Below are 15,229 nucleotides of genomic sequence, written 5' to 3'. Positions count from 1 at the left end.
CACCAGGCGCGGTTACGCATCTCCGGCCTCCTTCTCGCTGCTCAGGGCCTTGTCGGGCTTGCCGTCTCACCAGGCGCGGTTACGCATCTCGGGCCTCCCCGTCGCTCGTCGGATCTCGGTCGGACTGCCGCTCTCACCAGGCGCGGTTGCGCATCTCGGGCTCCTCGTGGTCGTTGGGTCTCGGTCGGGTCGTCTCACCAGGCGCGGTTACGCATCTCCGGCCTCCTTCTCGCTGCTCAGGGCCTTGTCGGGCTTGCCGTCTCACCAGGCGCGGTTACGCATCTCGGGCCTCCTCGTGGTCGTCGGGTCTCGGTCGGCTCGTCTCACCAGGCGCGGTTACGCACGTCAGGTCTCCTCGTCGCTCGTCGGGTCTCGGTCGGAACTGCCGCTCACCAGGCGCGGTTGCGCATCTCGGGCCTCCCTCGGGCTCGTCGTCGAAGAGGGTTGCTCACGTTTCGTGTGCTCTTGCTCACCAGGCGCGGTTGCGCATCGCGACTCCTCGGGTTGCGGGTCCGTACGTCCCGTCGGAGGCTCTCACCAGGTCGGATCGTGCCCGGGACCCCTCCCGGCGTCACGGACGGACGGAGGGAACGGTTCATCACGGGGTGCGATCGGGAACCAGGCACGCGGGGTCGTCTCGGGTCCCACCCTGCGCGGTCGCGCACGGCGCCCTCCTCCCCGCGCACCGACCGGCGGTAACGACCGCGGCCGCTCCGGCGATCAACCGGTGACCGGCGGTCCCGGACCGCGGCGGCCGGTGCGCTCCGACACTGCGGGCAACGACCGCCGGCGAAGGCGGGTACGCCCGGTCGCGGCGCGCCGCCGCCCGGCCCGGGCCCGACGAGCCCACAGCGTGTGTTACCCAGAGTAGTCGAGACACGCGATTCGGTACCGTTTCGGGGCATCCGGATCGAGTGATCGTTTGACTACGCTCAGGTCCGACATCACCAGTTTGGCTGGACAGGAGACTCTCCCGTGGCGCAGTCACCTCGACGGAGGTGCGGGATCACCCGTTGGGCCGTGTGGGCCCAGCCCACTCGGGTGATCGCGATGCTCGCCGTGGTGGAGACTCTGGCGTTGGTGCTCCTCGCCCTGTCCTGGTCCGCCCTTCGGCCCACAGCCGGTTCGGCCGTTCTCGCGCTCGTGCTGGCCGCGTCGGGCATCGTGCACACCGAGGTGGCCACCGGCGTCGAGCGCGCCCGCCGCCGGGTCGGCGAGAAGTCGTACACCGACCTCTCCACGATCTGGACGTTCGCCGCGGCGCTGCTCCTGCCGGCCGCGCTGGCCACGACCACGATCACGGTGATCTACACGTACCTGTGGTTCCGGGTGTGGAAACCGGCGCGGTTCCCGCTGTTCCGGCACACCTTCACCACGTCGACGGTGCTGCTCGCGGCGGTCGCCGCGCGGGAGGTCGTCGAGCGGACCGGCGGGTCGGAGGCCTGGTCCACGGGCCTCGCGGGGCTGGCGGCGCTCGCCTGCGCCACGCTCGTCTACGCCGCGGTCAACTCGCTGCTCATCGCCCTGGCCGTGGCCACGAGCAACCCCGACGCCAAGCCCGCGGACCTGTTCGGCCACCTCGACGACGTGGCGGTCGAGGTCGCCACGCTCTGCCTCGGCGCCATGCTCGCGCTCACGCTCACCGTGTCCTGGTGGTTCGTGCTGTTCGCGTTCGTGCCGATCCTGGTGCTGCAGCGGGCGGTCATGTTCCGCGAGCTGGCCGACGCCGCGACCACGGACGGCAAGACCGGCCTGCTCACCGCCACGGCGTGGAACGCCCGCGCCGGTGAGGCGATGGTTCGGGCCCGGCGGGAGCGCACGAGTCTCGCGATGCTGGTCCTCGACCTGGACCACTTCAAGAAGGTCAACGACACCCACGGGCACCTCGCGGGCGACCGCGTGCTCGCCGCGGTGGCCGACGCCGTGCGCGCCGAGGTCCGGGGGGACGACCTGGTGGGCCGCTTCGGCGGCGAGGAGTTCGTGGTCCTGCTCCCCGGCCTGCCCGCGGAGCGCGCGGCCGCCGAGCTGCACGCCGTCGCGGAGCGGATCCGGCAGCGGGTGACCACGCTGGTCGTGCCGGTCGACACGCCGGACGGGCCGCTCTCGATCCGCAACCTCAGCATCTCGGTGGGCGGCACGATGGTGCCCAGGGCGCCCAGCACGACCGTCGAGCAGGCCATGGCCATCGCCGACCGCGCGCTCTACCGGGCCAAGGACTCGGGCCGCAACGCCGTGCGGATCGCCGACCACTCGCAGCACGGCGCCGCACCACACGGAGAGGCGCCGCAGAGCGGCCGGGAGCCGGAGGCCGCCGAGGCCCCGCGCGCGGAGCCCGAGGCCTCCTAGTCGCCGTCCCCGTCGGCGGGGGCGTCCGCCGGCTCGCCCTCGACCGCCGTCCCCACGTCCTCGGCGCCACCGGCCCGCACGACGTGGACCACGCCGTTCTCGAGGTCGATGGGGCCCAGCCGGAACGTCTCGCCGTTGCCGGACTCGCCCGCCTCGTCCGAGATCTTCGGACCGGGGAACAGCTCGCCGAGGACACCCATGCGCGTCAGGCTACGCCGGGGTGAGGGGCAGCAGGGTCGGCCCGGCGTGGGCGGCCGGGGTCAGCTTCGCGACGGGCTCGCGGTAGGTCGTGCTCCGCTGCCGCACCGGACGCCCGGCGGCCGCGGCGATCGCCGTCAGCTCCTCCACCGAGCGCTCGGAACCGTTCTCGGAGCCGGCCATGCGGGAGATCGTCTCCTCCATGAGCGTGCCGCCCATGTCGTCCGCCCCGCCGCGGAGGATGTCGGCGGCGAGGTCGTCGCCGAGCTTCACCCAGGAGCACTGGACGTGGTCGATCCGGCCGTGCAGGGCCAGCCGCGCGAAGGCGTGCACCGCGCGGTTGTCCCGCTCGGTGGGCCCGGGCCGGGCGATCCCCGCCAGGTAGATCGGCGCGTTGTGGTGCACGAACGGCAGCGGGACGAACTCGGTGAAGCCACCCGTGCGGTCCTGGATCGAGGCGAGCGTGCGCAGGTGCCCGAGCCAGTGCCGCGGCTCGTCGACGTGCCCGTACATCATCGTCGACGAGGACGGGATCCCCAGCTCGTGCGCCGCGGACACGACCTCGATCCACTGCGCCGCGGGCAGCTTGCCCTTGGTGAGGACCCAGCGGACCTCGTCGTCGAGGATCTCGGCGGCGGTCCCGGGGATGGACCCGAGTCCGGCGGCCTTCAGCTCGGTGAGCCACTCGCGGATCGACACCCCGGCCTTCGACGCCGCGGACACGATCTCCATCGGCGAGAAGGCGTGCACGTGCATCCCCGGCACGGCCTCGCGCACCGCGCGGGCCAGGTCGGCGTAGAAGGTCACCGGCAGCTGCGGGTCGATCCCGCCCTGCACGCACACCTCCGTCGCGCCGTCCCGGGCGGCCTCGACCGCGCGCGAGGCGATCTCCGGCAGGGAGAGCCGGTAGGCGTCGGCGTCGCGCTCGCGCTGGGCGAAGGCGCAGAACCGGCAGCCGACGTAACAGACGTTGGAGAAGTTGATGTTGCGGTTGACGACGTAGGTGACCTCGTCGCCGTTGACCTGCCGCCGGACGTCGTCGGCGAGCCGGGCCAGCTCCTCCAGCGCCGGACCCTCGGCCGTCAGCACCGCCATGGCCGCCGCCTCATTGGCCGGGTCGAGCAGCCCCGCCGGGTTCGACGCGGCCAGGTCCAGCCCGGCGCGGACATCGCCCGTCAGCCGCTCGGGAGCCCGTGACCGCTGGGCGGCGAGCTCGTCGCGCAGCTCGTCCCAGTCGCCGTACACCGACGCGAAGTCCCCGCGCCGGTCCCCCGTGCGCCCGGTCGTGTCGATGGTGCTGTGCAGGTCGGTGCGACCGGTCGACTCGAACCCGCCGTCGGGCTCCTGCCACGGCCGCCCCTCCACGACGGCCTGCTCGTCCGCCAGCCCGGTCTCCGGGTCGGCAAGCGCCGCGACGTGCGCGTGCAGCCGGGTGTCGATCCACGGCGAGCCGGCCAGCACGTACTTCGGGTAGGCCGTGAGCCGCTCCCGCAGCGTGAAGCCCGACTCGGCCGAGCGCGCCGCGAGCTCCTCGATGACCGGCCACGGCCGCTCGGGGTTCACGTGGTCCGGCGTGACGGGCGAGACGCCGCCCCAGTCGTCGATCCCGGCCCGCAGCATCAGGGCGAACTCCTCGCCGACCAGGTTCGGCGGGGCCTGCACGCGCATCTTCGGGCCCAGCACCAGCCGGGTCACCGCGATCGTCGCCGCGAGCTCCTCGAGGTCGGCGTCGGGGTCGCCTGCCATCGCCGTGTCGGGCTTGGCCCGGAAGTTCTGCACGATGACTTCCTGGACGTGCCCGTGCGCCCGCGCCGCCGAGCGGATCGCGAAGATCGAGTCCGCGCGCTCGGCGCGGGTCTCCCCGATGCCGATCAGGATGCCGGTCGTGAACGGCACGCCCACGCGTCCGGCGTCGGTCAGCGCCCGCAGCCGGACGGCCGGCTCCTTGTCCGGGCTGCCGTAGTGCGGGCCGCCCTTCTCCGACCAGAGCCGGGTCGCGGTCGTCTCCAGCATCATGCCCATGGACGGGGCGACCGGCTTGAGCCGCGTGAGCTCCTCCCACGACAGCACGCCGGGGTTGAGGTGCGGCAGCAGGCCGGTCTCCTCCAGCACCGCGATCGCACAGGCCCGGACGTAGTCCAGCGTCGAGTCGTAGCCGCGCTCGTCCAGCCACTCGCGCGCCGCCGGCCAGCGGTCCTCGGGCCGGTCCCCGAGCGTGAACAAGGCCTCCTTGCAGCCCTGCGCCGCGCCGGCCCGCGCGATCTCCAGCACCTCGTCGCGCTCGAGGAACGCCGCGGGGACGCGGTGCGGGACCGTCGCGAAGGTGCAGTAGTGGCACCGGTCCCGGCACAGGCGGGTCAGTGGGATGAAGACCTTCCGCGAGTACGTGACCACGCCGGGGCGGCCGGCGTCGACCAGCCCGGCGTCCCGCACGGTCGACGCGGCGGCGAGCAACGCGTCGAGCTGCTCGCCCTGCGCGGCCAGGAGGACCGCCGCCTCGGTCACGTCGAGCACGGCGCCGTCGCGCGCCCGGCGGAGGGCGCGGCGCACGGCGGACTCCGACGGGGCGGGTTCGGCGGGGCGGGCGGGGACGGCGGGGTTCTCCGGCGCGTCGGCGGGCACGGGCTCGGGGAGCATCTCGGCCATCCGCCCACACTATGTCCGGCCCGCCGCCCCGGTCGACCTGCGGGATCATCACAGGACCGGCCGGGAATACCGCGGGGACCTATCCTCGGCGCGTGCGCCTCCGTGCCGGCGTCCTCGTGCTGCTCGCCGTGCTGGTGGCGGCGTGTGCGGACGTCCCGGCGGCCGACGGCACCGTCACCCTCGCCACACCGCAGGGCGACCGCACCACGCTCGTCCACCATCCCGCGTCCGCCGGGCCCGGGGCGCCGCTCGTGCTCGTGCTGCACGGCGCGACCGGTACCGCCGAGGGCATGCGCTCCCTGACCGGGTGGGACGAGCTGGCGGAGCGGGAGGGCGTGGTCGTCGCGTACCCGGAGGGCCTCGACTGGACGTGGAACGCGGGCACGTGCTGCGGGAGCTCGGCCGCCCGGGGCGTCGACGACGTCGGCTACCTGCACGAACTCGCCGCCGCGCTCACCGAACGGGAGCGGACCGACCCGCGGCGGGTGTACGCCGTGGGGTTCTCCAACGGCGCCATGCTCAGCTACGCCTGGGCCTGCGCCCGGCCGGGCGACCTCGCCGGGATCGGACCCGTCGCCGGGGCCCTGACGGTGCCGTGCGCGGAGCCCGCGCCGGTGCGGGTCGCCGCGGTGGCCGGGACGGCGGACCCGCGGGTGCCGATCGGCGGGCGGCCGGGGCGGGCCTCGCTCGACGCCACGCTGGCCCCGTTCCTCGCCGCCGCCTCCTGCGCGGACCCGGCGACGGCCGTGACCGGGTCCGCGACCGTGACGCGCTGGTCGTGTGCGGGTGGGCGGACCGTGGCGCGGGACGTCCTCGCCGGCCGGGACCACACCTGGGCCACCCCCACCTCCGGCCCGGGCACCAGCACCGACCCCGCCGACGCCACCGGGTGGGTGTGGGCCCAACTCTCAGCCCCGTGAGACTGCGCGAGTCGGCAGATCCAGCACCGCGAGTCGGGAGATCCAGCACCGCGAGTCGGGAGATCCGGCACCGCGAGCCGGGAGTTCCGAATCCGAGTGCCGCCATGGGCGCGGGCCGTGCTGGAATGCGGCCATGCCCGCGCAGGATCACCCCAAGGTGCAGAAGGTGATCGCGGCGCTGCGTGAGGGCGGCGCCGCGGAGGAGCACGTCGAGCGCATGCAGGTGCTTCCCGACGTGGTCACCACGGCCGCTGCGGCCGCGGAGGCGCTCGGCGTCGAGGTCGGCGCGATTGCGAACTCGCTGGTGTTCGACGCCGATGGCGACCCGCTCCTCGTCCTCACCTCCGGCGCGCACCGGGTCGACACCGCGAAGGTTGCAGGACTGGTCGGCGCAGCGGTGGTACGCCGCGCGAAGCCGGACTTCGTCGCGACGGCTACCGGCCAGGCCATCGGCGGGATCGCACCCGTCGGGCATCCGGCACCGCTGCGCACCCTGGTGGACCGCGCGCTCGAGGCCTACGAGGAGGTGTGGGCCGCGGGCGGCATCGCCCATGCGGTCTTCCCGACCACCTTCGCCGAGCTCGTCGCGATCACGGACGGGACACCCGCCGACGTCGCCTGAGCGGGGCTCCTTCGTAGCTCCCGACTCGCGGCGCCGGATCTCCCGACTCGCGGTGCCAGAACTCCCGACTCGCGGTGCCAGAACTCCCGACTCGCGGTGCCAGAACTCCCGACTCGCGGTGCCAGAACTCCCGACTCGCGGGAGCCCAGAGCGCGACTCGCGGGCTGGACCTGCCGGCTCGCGGGGACGTGCCGGGTCTAGGGGCGGAGGCGTTCCCAGATCTTCCACCACGAACGCCCGGAGGTGCCGGGGGTGGAGCCGTTGCGGCCGAGCATGGCCAACGCCTCGTCGGCGGTGGGCCTCGACGCCGGGTCCTCCGTGCGCAGCGCCGCGACCAGCGAGGACAGCGGCTCCTCGGTCGCCCCGGCGAAGGCCAGGGTCGCGCCGAGCCCCCACATGTCCGCCGCGGCCGTCGCGGGACCGCCCGCCGCCCGCTCCGGCGCGACGACGCCGTGCGGACCGAGCTGGTCGCGGATCGGCACCCCGGCCTCCTCGGCCGGCAGCGCGAGCCCGACGTCGGCGAGCGCAATGCGGCCGTCGTCGCCCAGCACGACCGCGCCGGGCCGGACCGCGCCGTGCACGAGCTGCCGGTGGTGCGCGGCGCGCAGCGTGCGCAGCAGCCCCCGGGCCATGTCGAGCGCGTCGTGGGCGGCGAGCGGACCACCGGAGGCGACGTGGTCGCTCAGCCGCGTCCCGACGGCGAGCTCGGTGACCACGTGGTCGATCCCGCAGTCGGACAGGACGTCGTGCACCGCGAGCAGCCCCGGGTCGGCGAGCGCCCCGATCCGCCGGGCCTCGCGGAGCAGGTGCTCACGGAACCGCGCGTGCTCGGCGGGGGTCATGTCGGGGACGTGCAGCTCCTGCACGGCGAGGTAGCGCCCGGTCAGCCGGTCCTCGGCGCGCCAGACCGGGCCGAGCAGCCCCGCGCCCAACCCGTCGAGGACGACGTAGCGCCCCCCGATCATCCTGCTCGGGATCACGGCGGCCCGAACCTCACGGTCACCGGGGCGTGGTCCGACCAGCGCGTGTCGTAGCTCGGGGCCCGCTCGACGACGGCGTGCTCGGCCCGGCCGGCGAGTCCGGCGGTGGCGAGGACGTGGTCGATGCGCCAGCCGGCGTCGTTGTCGAAGGCGCGGCCGCGGTAGGACCACCAGGTGTAGGGGCCGTCGACGCCCGGGTGCACGGCGCGCACCACGTCCGTCCAGCCGCTCGCGCACAACGTCGCGATCCACTCGCGCTCGTGCGGGAGGAACCCGGAGTGCGCGAGGTTGCCCTTCCAGTTGCGGATGTCGGCCTCGGCGGGCGCGATGTTGAAGTCCCCGGCGACGACCATCTCCCGGCCGTCCGCCAGCGCCTTCTCCCGGCGTTCGGCGAGGTGCGCGGCGAGCGCGGCGAGGAAGCGGTCCTTCTCCTCCTGCTTCGGGGTGCCGGCGCTGCCCTTGGGCAGGTAGAGCGAGGCGACGGTCAGCCCGGGCAGGTCGACCTCGACGTACCGGCCGGAGCCGGCGAACTCGGCCGCACCGATCCCGGTCCGCACCGCGTCGGGCGCCTCCCGGCTCAGCACCGCCACGCCGTTACGACCCTTGGCGGCGGCGGGCTCGAGGGTCAGGTGCCACCCGGCGGTTGCGGCGAGGAACCCGGCAGGCAGGTCGACGGGCAGCGCGCGCGTCTCCTGCAGGCACACGACGTCCGCCTCGGTCCCGGCGAGCCAGTCCAGGAAGCCCTTGGTCGACGCGGCCCGCACACCGTTGACGTTCACGGAGCTGACGGTCGGCACGCCTAGAGCTTCCCGCAGCGCGCCCGGTCATGCGTGACGGATGTCAGCACGTGCTCCCCGCGGTCGCGGCCAGCCGCTCGTTGACGGCCCACCGGTTGTCGCCGACGAGCTTGCGGAAGCCGTTCTCGATGACGCCGCGTTCGGCGTCGACCAGCTGGCCGGCGCGCAGGGTGTCGACGGGCTCGAACTGGGTGCTGGCGCTGCGGTAGACGTCGAGCGGCGCGCTGCCCTGCACCTCCATCACGCAGCCGGTCTCGCCGGTGGTGCCGGTGCCGCGGAACACGAGCGCGATCACCGCGAGCAGGGTGCCGGCGATCAGCACGAACGCCCAGCCCTTGAAGGACGACGCCTCCAGCTTGGGCACCTTGATCTTCGGCCCCAGCGCCATGACCCCTCCCCGTGACGACCCTCGGGCTCACCGTAGCGGAGCGGACCGCCCTCCCGGGGGTGTGACGTGCACCGTCGCGGGCATCCGGCACCGACCTCGGCACGCACCAGGACAGGCGTACGGGATAGCGTGTCGGGCGGGGAGCGGCGTGCTCCTGTCGTACGGAGCCCACCAGGCGACACGTTTGCGAGGCGCGAAGCAGCGATGAAGGTCATCTACACCTATACGGACGAGGCGCCGGCCCTGGCCACGCACTCCTTCCTGCCGGTCATCGAGGCCTACGCCGGCAAGGCCGGGATCGACGTCGAGACCCGCGACATCTCCCTGGCCGGCCGCATCCTCGCGCAGTTCCCGGACCGGCTGACCGACGCCCAGCGGGTGCCCGACGCGCTGGCCGAGCTCGGCGAGCTGGCCAAGACGCCCGAGGCCAACATCATCAAGCTGCCGAACATCTCGGCCTCGATCCCGCAGCTGAAGGCGGCGATCAAGGAGCTGCAGGCCGCCGGCTACGCGGTGCCTGACTACCCGGAGAACCCGCAGACGGACGAGGAGAAGGTCGCCCGCGCCGCCTACGACGCCGTCAAGGGCTCCGCGGTCAACCCGGTCCTGCGCGAGGGCAACTCGGACCGCCGCGCCCCGTCGTCGGTCAAGGGCTTCGCCAAGAAGCACCCGCACTCGATGGGCGCCTGGTCGCAGGAGTCGAAGTCGCACGTCTCGACCATGTCCGACGGGGACTTCCGGCACTCCGAGAAGTCCGTGACCCTCCCGGCCGGGACCACCCTGTCGATCGAGCACACCGCGGCGGACGGCACCACGACCGTTCTCAAGGAGGGCCTGAAGGTCCTCGAGGGCGAGGTCGTCGACGGCGCGGTCATGCGCGCGTCGGCGCTCAACGCCTTCCTGGCCGAGCAGGTCGCCGACGCCGCCGACAAGGGCGTGCTGTTCTCGGTGCACCTCAAGGCCACGATGATGAAGGTGTCCGACCCGATCCTGTTCGGGCACGCCGTGCGGGCCTACTTCAAGGACGTCTTCGCGCAGTACGGCGAGGACCTCGCCTCGGTCGGGGCGAACCCCAACGACGGCCTCGCCTCCATCCTCACCGCGCTGGAGAAGCTCCCCGCGGAGAAGAAGAAGGCGATCGAGGACGCGATCTCCGCCGGCTACACCTCGGGGCCGCGCCTGGCGATGGTCGACTCCTCGCGCGGGATCACCAACCTGCACGTCCCGTCGGACGTGATCATCGACGCGTCGATGCCGGCCGCGATCCGCTCGTCGGGCCAGATGTGGAACGCCGACGACGCGCAGCAGGACACCAAGTTCGTCATCCCGGACTCGTCCTACGCCCCGCTCTACGCCGAGACCGTCGACTTCTGCCGCGAGAACGGCGCCTTCGACCCGACGACCATGGGCACCACCCCGAACGTGGGCCTGATGGCGCAGAAGGCCGAGGAGTACGGCTCGCACGACAAGACCTTCGAGATCCAGGCGGCAGGCACCGTCCGCGTCCTCGACGCCGACGGCTCCGTCCTGCTCGAGCACGAGGTCGAGGCCGGCGACATCTGGCGCGCCTGCCAGACCAAGGACGCCCCGATCCGCAACTGGGTCGAGCTGGCCGTCTCGCGGGCCCGCGCCACCGGCTGGCCGGCCGTGTTCTGGCTGGACGAGACCCGCGCGCACGACGCCGAGCTGATCAAGAAGGTGAAGTCGCAGCTCGCCGAGCTGGACACCGACGGCCTGACGATCGAGATCCTCCCGGTCGCCGAGGCCACCCGCTACACCCTCAAGCGCGCCAAGGCGGGCGAGGACACGATCTCGGTCACCGGCAACGTGCTGCGCGACTACCTCACCGACCTCTTCCCGATCCTCGAGCTCGGGACCAGCGCGAAGATGCTCTCGATCGTCCCGCTGATGAACGGCGGCGGCCTGTTCGAGACCGGTGCCGGCGGCTCCGCCCCGAAGCACGTGCAGCAGCTGGTCAAGGAGAACCACCTGCGGTGGGACTCCCTCGGCGAGTTCCTCGCCCTGGCCGTCTCGCTCGAGTTCCTGGCCGACGCCACGGACAACGCCCGGGCCCGCGTTCTCGGCAAGACGCTCGACGCGGCCACCGGCACGCTGCTCGAGACCGGCAAGTCGCCGTCGCGCAAGGTGGGCGAGCTGGACAACCGCGGCTCGCACTTCTACGTCGCGCTGTACTGGGCGCAGGAGCTGGCGCGGCAGACCGAGGACGCCGACCTCGCCGCGATCTTCGCGCCGCTGGCCGAGAAGCTGGCCGCGGCCGAGGAGACCATCGTCGGCGAGCTCAACGGCGTGCAGGGTGAGCCGGTCGACCTGGGCGGCTACTACTACGTCGACAAGGCCAAGACGGACTCCGTCATGAAGCCGAGCAGGACCCTGAACGAGGCGCTCGCGAGCTTCTGAGTTCTTTGCACGAACGGCACTTTCGTGCGGTAGGTCCGCACGAAAGTGCCGTTCGTGTATTCAGGTGCTGGTGACGCCGGGGATACGCCCGTCGCGGAAGGCGTCGACGAAGCGCGCGTGGTCCTCGCGGACCTGTGCGGCGTAGGAGTGGGCGAAGTCGGTGACCCAGCCGACGAACTCGTCCTCCCGGCCTCCGACCACGTCCGTGATCGCCTCCTCCGTCTGGAAGTCGACGATCGAGTCGTCGGCGTCGGAGTCCGCGACGCAGTGCACCTTGGCGGTCGCCCGGCCGAGGTACTCCACGACCGGGCCGATCTCGTCGGGCTCGGTGAGCTCCGACCAGTCCAGGTCGGACTCGTACGGCGAGATCTCGCTGACGACGAAACCCACGTCGTCGAGGTCGGTCCACCCGAGGTGCCGGTCGGCGTGGGCCTGCAGGGCACGCTGCGACAGCACGGTGCGGTGCCCGTGGTGGTGGAAGACCGCGGCGACCTCCGACTCCGGCACCACACGCGACGGCGCCGCCACGTTGCCCTGCTTCATCGTCAGCACGACGTCGTTGTCCAACGCCTGGTTGTAGCCCTCGACCAGCACCGTGTACGCGGGCAGGCCCGCGGACCCGATCCCGAAGCCGGACTTCCCGGCGACGTCCTTGATCGCGTAGGTGACGCCGGAGTCCCGCTTCGACTCGGGAATGGTGTCGAGGTAGCGCTCGAACGCCTCGCACACCCGCTCGCGCTCACCGTCGTCGAGCCGGCGGACCCCGGGACCGTCCCGCAGGATCCGGTCGAAGCCCTCGGTCTCGGTGATCGAGTCGAGCAGGGCCACGCGGGTGCTGAGCTTCGCCCGCAGCAGCGCCTCCTGCACGGGCCCGTCGCAGGTGTCGAGACGCAGGGAGAAGCTGCGGTCGTCGTCGACGTCGGTGAACGCGCGGACCTGGTCGAGGTAGGCCCGGGCGTAGCGGCCGACCAGTTCGGTGATGTCGTCGTCGGGGATCGCCTTGCGCCAGCACAGCAGCGCGAGACTGGCGGCAAAGCGGGTGACGTCCCAGGTGAAGTGGCCGATGTACGCCTCGTCGAAGTCGTTGACGTCGAAGATCAGCCGGCCGTCGCCGTCCATGTAGGTGCCGAAGTTCTCGGCGTGCAGGTCGCCCTGGATCCAGATCCGGCCGGTCCGCTCGTCCGCCCACGGGTCCTCGCGCTCGGCGACGTCGGCGTAGAACAGGCAGGCGCTCCCGCGGTAGAAGGCGAACGGGTCCGCCGCCATCTTGCGGAACTTGGTGCGGAAGGCCGCCGGGTCGGCCGCCATGAGGTCGGAGAACGCGTCGACGAGCGTGTCGACGATCCGCTCGCTCCGGTCCGTCTCCCGAGGTGACATGGCGGGAACCTAGCCCACGGTGAGCGATCCGCGGGTGATCGTGAGCGCGAGCAGGAGCACGGCGATGCCGAACACCGTGTAGCAGACGACGTCGACCACCCGGCCGCGGATCGCCAGCAGCCCGGCGCGCGCGGGCGGGAGCACGCCGCGCAGCAGCGCCGCGACCAGCAGGGACCCGCCGAGGAGCGCGGAGCCCTGGCGCCAGTGCTCGGTGAGCACCTGGACCATGCCGCCCAGCGCGATCAGCAGCACCAGCAGCAGCGCGCCGTGGACCTCGAGCCAGCCGCGGACACCGCCGCGTTCGTGGACGGCCGGCGGCGGGGCCGGCGAGCTCGGTTCCGGCGGGCCCGGCGGCGGGATGGGCGGCGGGAGCGGACCGACGCGCGGGGGGCCGGGCTGCGGTGGGGCGGGCTGTGGACCGGGGTGCGGCGAGCCGGGCTGCGGGGCGGGGTGCGGCGGGCCGGGCTGCTGTGATGCGGGGTGCGGACCGGGGTGCGTGGGGCCGGGTTGCGACGGGCCGGTTCCCGGCCGGCGGAGCGGGGCGGTCGGCTCGTCACCGCTCGGCAGGTCACCCCGCAGATGGTCGCCGCCGCTCACGTCCGCCATCCTCCCAGAGGCCGCCCACGCCGGGTCCAACCCGGCCGGTGCGCAACCCGCGTCACCCCTTCGTGACCCGCCCCGACGGTCAGCTGACCTGCTCGTCCCCGCGTTGCGTCGCGAAAGTCGAGGTCGTGATCCGTTCTTTCGGAGGGTCCGCCGCCGCTGTGACCCCGCGCACAATCGCACCGCCGGCGTCCACGGACTCCCCTGCCGGCCCACTCGACGAGGAGCACTTCATGAGCGTGGAAAGCGACGTGCAGGCGGGGGCGCATGCCGCTGCCGAGCCGCAGGCGGCCGCCGCCCCGGCGCCCAACCCGGCCCTGCTGGGCCTGATCACCTTCCTGCCCTCCGGGGTCACCCTGGGCCTCTGGTTCCTCGGGTACCTGGACACCGCCACCCTGCCGGGCGGCATGATCCCGATCGTCTCGCTCTCCGCCGGGCTCTTCCTGCTGATCGCCTCGGTGTGGGCGGCCCGGGTGGCCGCCAACGCGGTGTCCGCGATCTTCGGCGTGTTCTCCGCCTTCTGGCTCAGCTTCGGGCTGCTGCTCACCGGGCTCACCAGCGGCTGGTGGGGCGTGACCGACGCCGCCTCCGTGGCGAGCGTGCAGCGGACCTACCTGCTGTCCTTCACCCTGGTGTTCCTCCTGCTCACGTTGGCGACGCTGCGCCTGCCGCTGGCCTTCACCGCGGGCTTCGTGTTCGTGGACATCACCTTCGTGCTCGCGTTCCTGGGCGTGAGCACCGGCAACACCGGTCTCTTCCCGATCGCCGGGATCACCACCCTGGTCTTCTGCGCGATCTTCGCCTACATCCTGTTCGACGGCTTCACCCAGGACCTGGGCGGTCGTCCGATGCCGATGGGCAACGCGCTGGTGAAGTGACGCAGGCGCTGCGCCTCGCCGCACCGTCGCGCGACCGGGCCCGGACGTCTCGCCCCGAGGCGTCCGGGCCCCGCTCGTTCCCGCCCCGTCTCCTCGGCGCATGCACAACCGCTGGATCGACCCCGCGATCTCCGTTCCCGCGACGCCGTCTCGCGCGTCCTTTGAGTAGTGATCCCGCGCCGCCCGTGTCCGGACCGTGTCCCGGCCGTGTCCGCGCCGTGTCCATACTCGCCTGTTCGCGCGACTCCCCCCAGGTCAGAGGCCTGCTGTGTCAGATTGAGAAACCACACTGGACCGATGTGGACGTGAATGTGTGTGACGGAGCACACTCCTCGCCCGCGCCCTGGACGCTCCGCTCCCGGATGCCCACCAGTCTGGAGCGTGACATGAGCACTGAGCACGGACTGTCCGAACCCGCCCTCGACCCGGCGGGCGCCGCCGGCCCCGCGGCGCCCGCCGCCCCGCCCGCACCGACCGGCAACCCCGCCCTGCTCGGGCTTCCCGCCTTCCTCGTCGGCGGGATCGGCCTGACGCTGTACCTGTTCGGGTACCTGCCCGCGGCCGCCGTGGGCACCCTCGTCCCGATGACGCTCCTGGTCTCCGTCCTGGGCCTCCTGGTCGCCGGCGTGTGGGCGATCCGGATCGGGCAGGGCGCGGTCGGCGCGATCTTCACGGTGTTCGCGACCTTCTGGCTGAGCTACGGCTACCTCGTGCTCTCGCTGGTCAACGACTGGCTGAAGATCCCGGCGGAGAACGCCGCCGCCGCGCAGGGGACCTTCCTCATCGCCTGGCTCGCGGTGTTCGCGGTGCTCACCCTGGCCACGCTGCGTCTGCCGCTGGCTTTCACCACCCTGTTCGCGCTGGTCACGATCACGGTGGCGCTGGTGCTCACGGCCACGCTGAACGGCTCGACCGGCCTGCTCACCATCGCCGGGATCACCGCGGCGCTGTTCTGCCTCACCGCCGTGTACATCTTCGTCGACGGCATGACGCAGGAGCTGGGCGGACGCGCCCGGCCGATGGGCGCGCCGCTGGTGCGCTGACCCGCTGCACCGC

The 15,229-nt window shown here is 72.9% G+C and carries 13 protein-coding genes; 6 read left to right on the top strand and 7 right to left on the bottom strand.

The annotated features are described in order from the left end of the window. Positions 1–1,050 precede the first annotated feature (1,050 nt). On the top strand, positions 1,051–2,346 hold the full coding sequence (locus PKE99_RS12840; protein WP_231498231.1) for a sensor domain-containing diguanylate cyclase: 1,296 nt from the start codon (positions 1,051–1,053) through the stop codon (positions 2,344–2,346). Here the strand turns inward: PKE99_RS12840 and PKE99_RS12835 are convergent. Together PKE99_RS12835 and PKE99_RS12830 are read right to left on the bottom strand one after the other, a co-directional pair. Continuing rightward, positions 2,343–2,546 carry a hypothetical protein gene (locus tag PKE99_RS12835; protein ID WP_037046355.1) on the bottom strand — a complete coding sequence of 68 codons (204 nt, stop codon included), beginning with the start codon at positions 2,544–2,546 and terminating at the stop codon, positions 2,343–2,345. The genes PKE99_RS12840 and PKE99_RS12835 overlap by 4 nt on opposite strands. Positions 2,547–2,556: 10 nt before the next feature. Next, on the bottom strand, positions 2,557–5,181 hold the full coding sequence (locus PKE99_RS12830; RefSeq protein WP_037046641.1) for a bifunctional FO biosynthesis protein CofGH: 2,625 nt from the start codon (positions 5,179–5,181) through the stop codon (positions 2,557–2,559). Positions 5,182–5,282: 101 nt separating this feature from the next. Here PKE99_RS12830 and PKE99_RS12825 point away from each other — a divergent pair, with 101 nt between their 5' ends. Next, positions 5,283–6,110: a CE1 family esterase gene (locus PKE99_RS12825; protein WP_051737505.1), complete on the top strand. Its 828-nt coding sequence runs from the start codon at positions 5,283–5,285 to the stop codon at positions 6,108–6,110. Between the two features lie 133 nt (positions 6,111–6,243). Beyond that, positions 6,244–6,732 (top strand): YbaK/EbsC family protein, encoded by a 489-nt coding sequence (locus tag PKE99_RS12820; RefSeq protein WP_037046352.1) that lies wholly within the window; start codon positions 6,244–6,246, stop codon positions 6,730–6,732. 197 nt (positions 6,733–6,929) lie between these two features. On the opposite strand, the gene PKE99_RS12815 is transcribed toward PKE99_RS12820, so the two are convergent. From PKE99_RS12815 to PKE99_RS12805, 3 genes are all read right to left on the bottom strand, one after another. Beyond that, on the bottom strand, positions 6,930–7,712 hold the full coding sequence (locus tag PKE99_RS12815; protein WP_051737504.1) for a protein kinase domain-containing protein: 783 nt from the start codon (positions 7,710–7,712) through the stop codon (positions 6,930–6,932). Continuing rightward, positions 7,709–8,491: an exodeoxyribonuclease III gene (locus PKE99_RS12810; RefSeq protein ID WP_425566516.1), complete on the bottom strand. Its 783-nt coding sequence runs from the start codon at positions 8,489–8,491 to the stop codon at positions 7,709–7,711. Before PKE99_RS12810 ends, PKE99_RS12815 begins: the two co-directional genes overlap by 4 nt. Positions 8,492–8,552: 61 nt before the next feature. Next, the gene (locus tag PKE99_RS12805; RefSeq protein WP_037046347.1) at positions 8,553–8,897 is read right to left on the bottom strand and encodes a hypothetical protein; all 345 of its coding nucleotides are present in this window, start codon (positions 8,895–8,897) and stop codon (positions 8,553–8,555) included. 204 nt (positions 8,898–9,101) lie between these two features. Here PKE99_RS12805 and PKE99_RS12800 point away from each other — a divergent pair, with 204 nt between their 5' ends. After that, positions 9,102–11,315 carry an NADP-dependent isocitrate dehydrogenase gene (locus PKE99_RS12800; RefSeq protein ID WP_037046330.1) on the top strand — a complete coding sequence of 738 codons (2,214 nt, stop codon included), beginning with the start codon at positions 9,102–9,104 and terminating at the stop codon, positions 11,313–11,315. A 60-nt stretch (positions 11,316–11,375) separates the two neighbouring features. Here the strand turns inward: PKE99_RS12800 and PKE99_RS12795 are convergent, their stop codons facing one another. Together PKE99_RS12795 and PKE99_RS12790 are read right to left on the bottom strand one after the other, a co-directional pair. Continuing rightward, the gene (locus PKE99_RS12795; RefSeq protein WP_037046327.1) at positions 11,376–12,692 is read right to left on the bottom strand and encodes a DUF2252 domain-containing protein; all 1,317 of its coding nucleotides are present in this window, start codon (positions 12,690–12,692) and stop codon (positions 11,376–11,378) included. A gap of 9 nt (positions 12,693–12,701) precedes the next feature. Beyond that, the gene (locus tag PKE99_RS12790) at positions 12,702–13,289 is read right to left on the bottom strand and encodes a DUF3017 domain-containing protein (RefSeq protein ID WP_231498223.1); all 588 of its coding nucleotides are present in this window, start codon (positions 13,287–13,289) and stop codon (positions 12,702–12,704) included. Positions 13,290–13,528: 239 nt separating this feature from the next. Between PKE99_RS12790 and PKE99_RS12785 the strand changes: the two genes are divergently transcribed. Together PKE99_RS12785 and PKE99_RS12780 are read left to right on the top strand one after the other, a co-directional pair. Continuing rightward, entirely contained in the window at positions 13,529–14,173 is a 645-nt protein-coding gene (locus PKE99_RS12785) for a GPR1/FUN34/YaaH family transporter (protein ID WP_037046325.1), read from the top strand. A gap of 386 nt (positions 14,174–14,559) precedes the next feature. Next, positions 14,560–15,216, top strand: coding sequence for a GPR1/FUN34/YaaH family transporter (locus PKE99_RS12780; RefSeq protein WP_037046323.1), 657 nt, complete (start codon positions 14,560–14,562; stop codon positions 15,214–15,216). The last annotated feature ends 13 nt before the right edge of the window (positions 15,217–15,229 follow it).

Source organism: Pseudonocardia halophobica (assembly GCF_027922425.1).
Taxonomy (GTDB): Bacteria; Actinomycetota; Actinomycetes; order Mycobacteriales; family Pseudonocardiaceae; genus Pseudonocardia; species Pseudonocardia halophobica.
The sequence above is the reverse complement of the archived record's forward strand: the minus strand, read 5'-3'. Positions and strand labels throughout refer to the sequence as shown.

Excerpts from the sequence above, each read along its gene's own strand:
- PKE99_RS12805 (WP_037046347.1), bottom strand. The coding sequence starts at position 8,897 with ATGGCGCTGGGGCCGAAGATCAAGGTGCCCAAGCTGGAGGCGTCGTCC.
- PKE99_RS12785 (WP_037046325.1), top strand. The coding sequence starts at position 13,529 with ATGAGCGTGGAAAGCGACGTGCAGGCGGGGGCGCATGCCGCTGCCGAG.
- PKE99_RS12800 (WP_037046330.1), top strand. The coding sequence starts at position 9,102 with ATGAAGGTCATCTACACCTATACGGACGAGGCGCCGGCCCTGGCCACG.
- PKE99_RS12830 (WP_037046641.1), bottom strand. The coding sequence starts at position 5,181 with ATGCTCCCCGAGCCCGTGCCCGCCGACGCGCCGGAGAACCCCGCCGTC.
- PKE99_RS12780 (WP_037046323.1), top strand. The coding sequence starts at position 14,560 with ATGAGCACTGAGCACGGACTGTCCGAACCCGCCCTCGACCCGGCGGGC.
- PKE99_RS12840 (WP_231498231.1), top strand. The coding sequence starts at position 1,051 with ATGCTCGCCGTGGTGGAGACTCTGGCGTTGGTGCTCCTCGCCCTGTCC.
- PKE99_RS12795 (WP_037046327.1), bottom strand. The coding sequence starts at position 12,692 with ATGTCACCTCGGGAGACGGACCGGAGCGAGCGGATCGTCGACACGCTC.
- PKE99_RS12835 (WP_037046355.1), bottom strand. The coding sequence starts at position 2,546 with ATGGGTGTCCTCGGCGAGCTGTTCCCCGGTCCGAAGATCTCGGACGAG.
- PKE99_RS12820 (WP_037046352.1), top strand. The coding sequence starts at position 6,244 with ATGCCCGCGCAGGATCACCCCAAGGTGCAGAAGGTGATCGCGGCGCTG.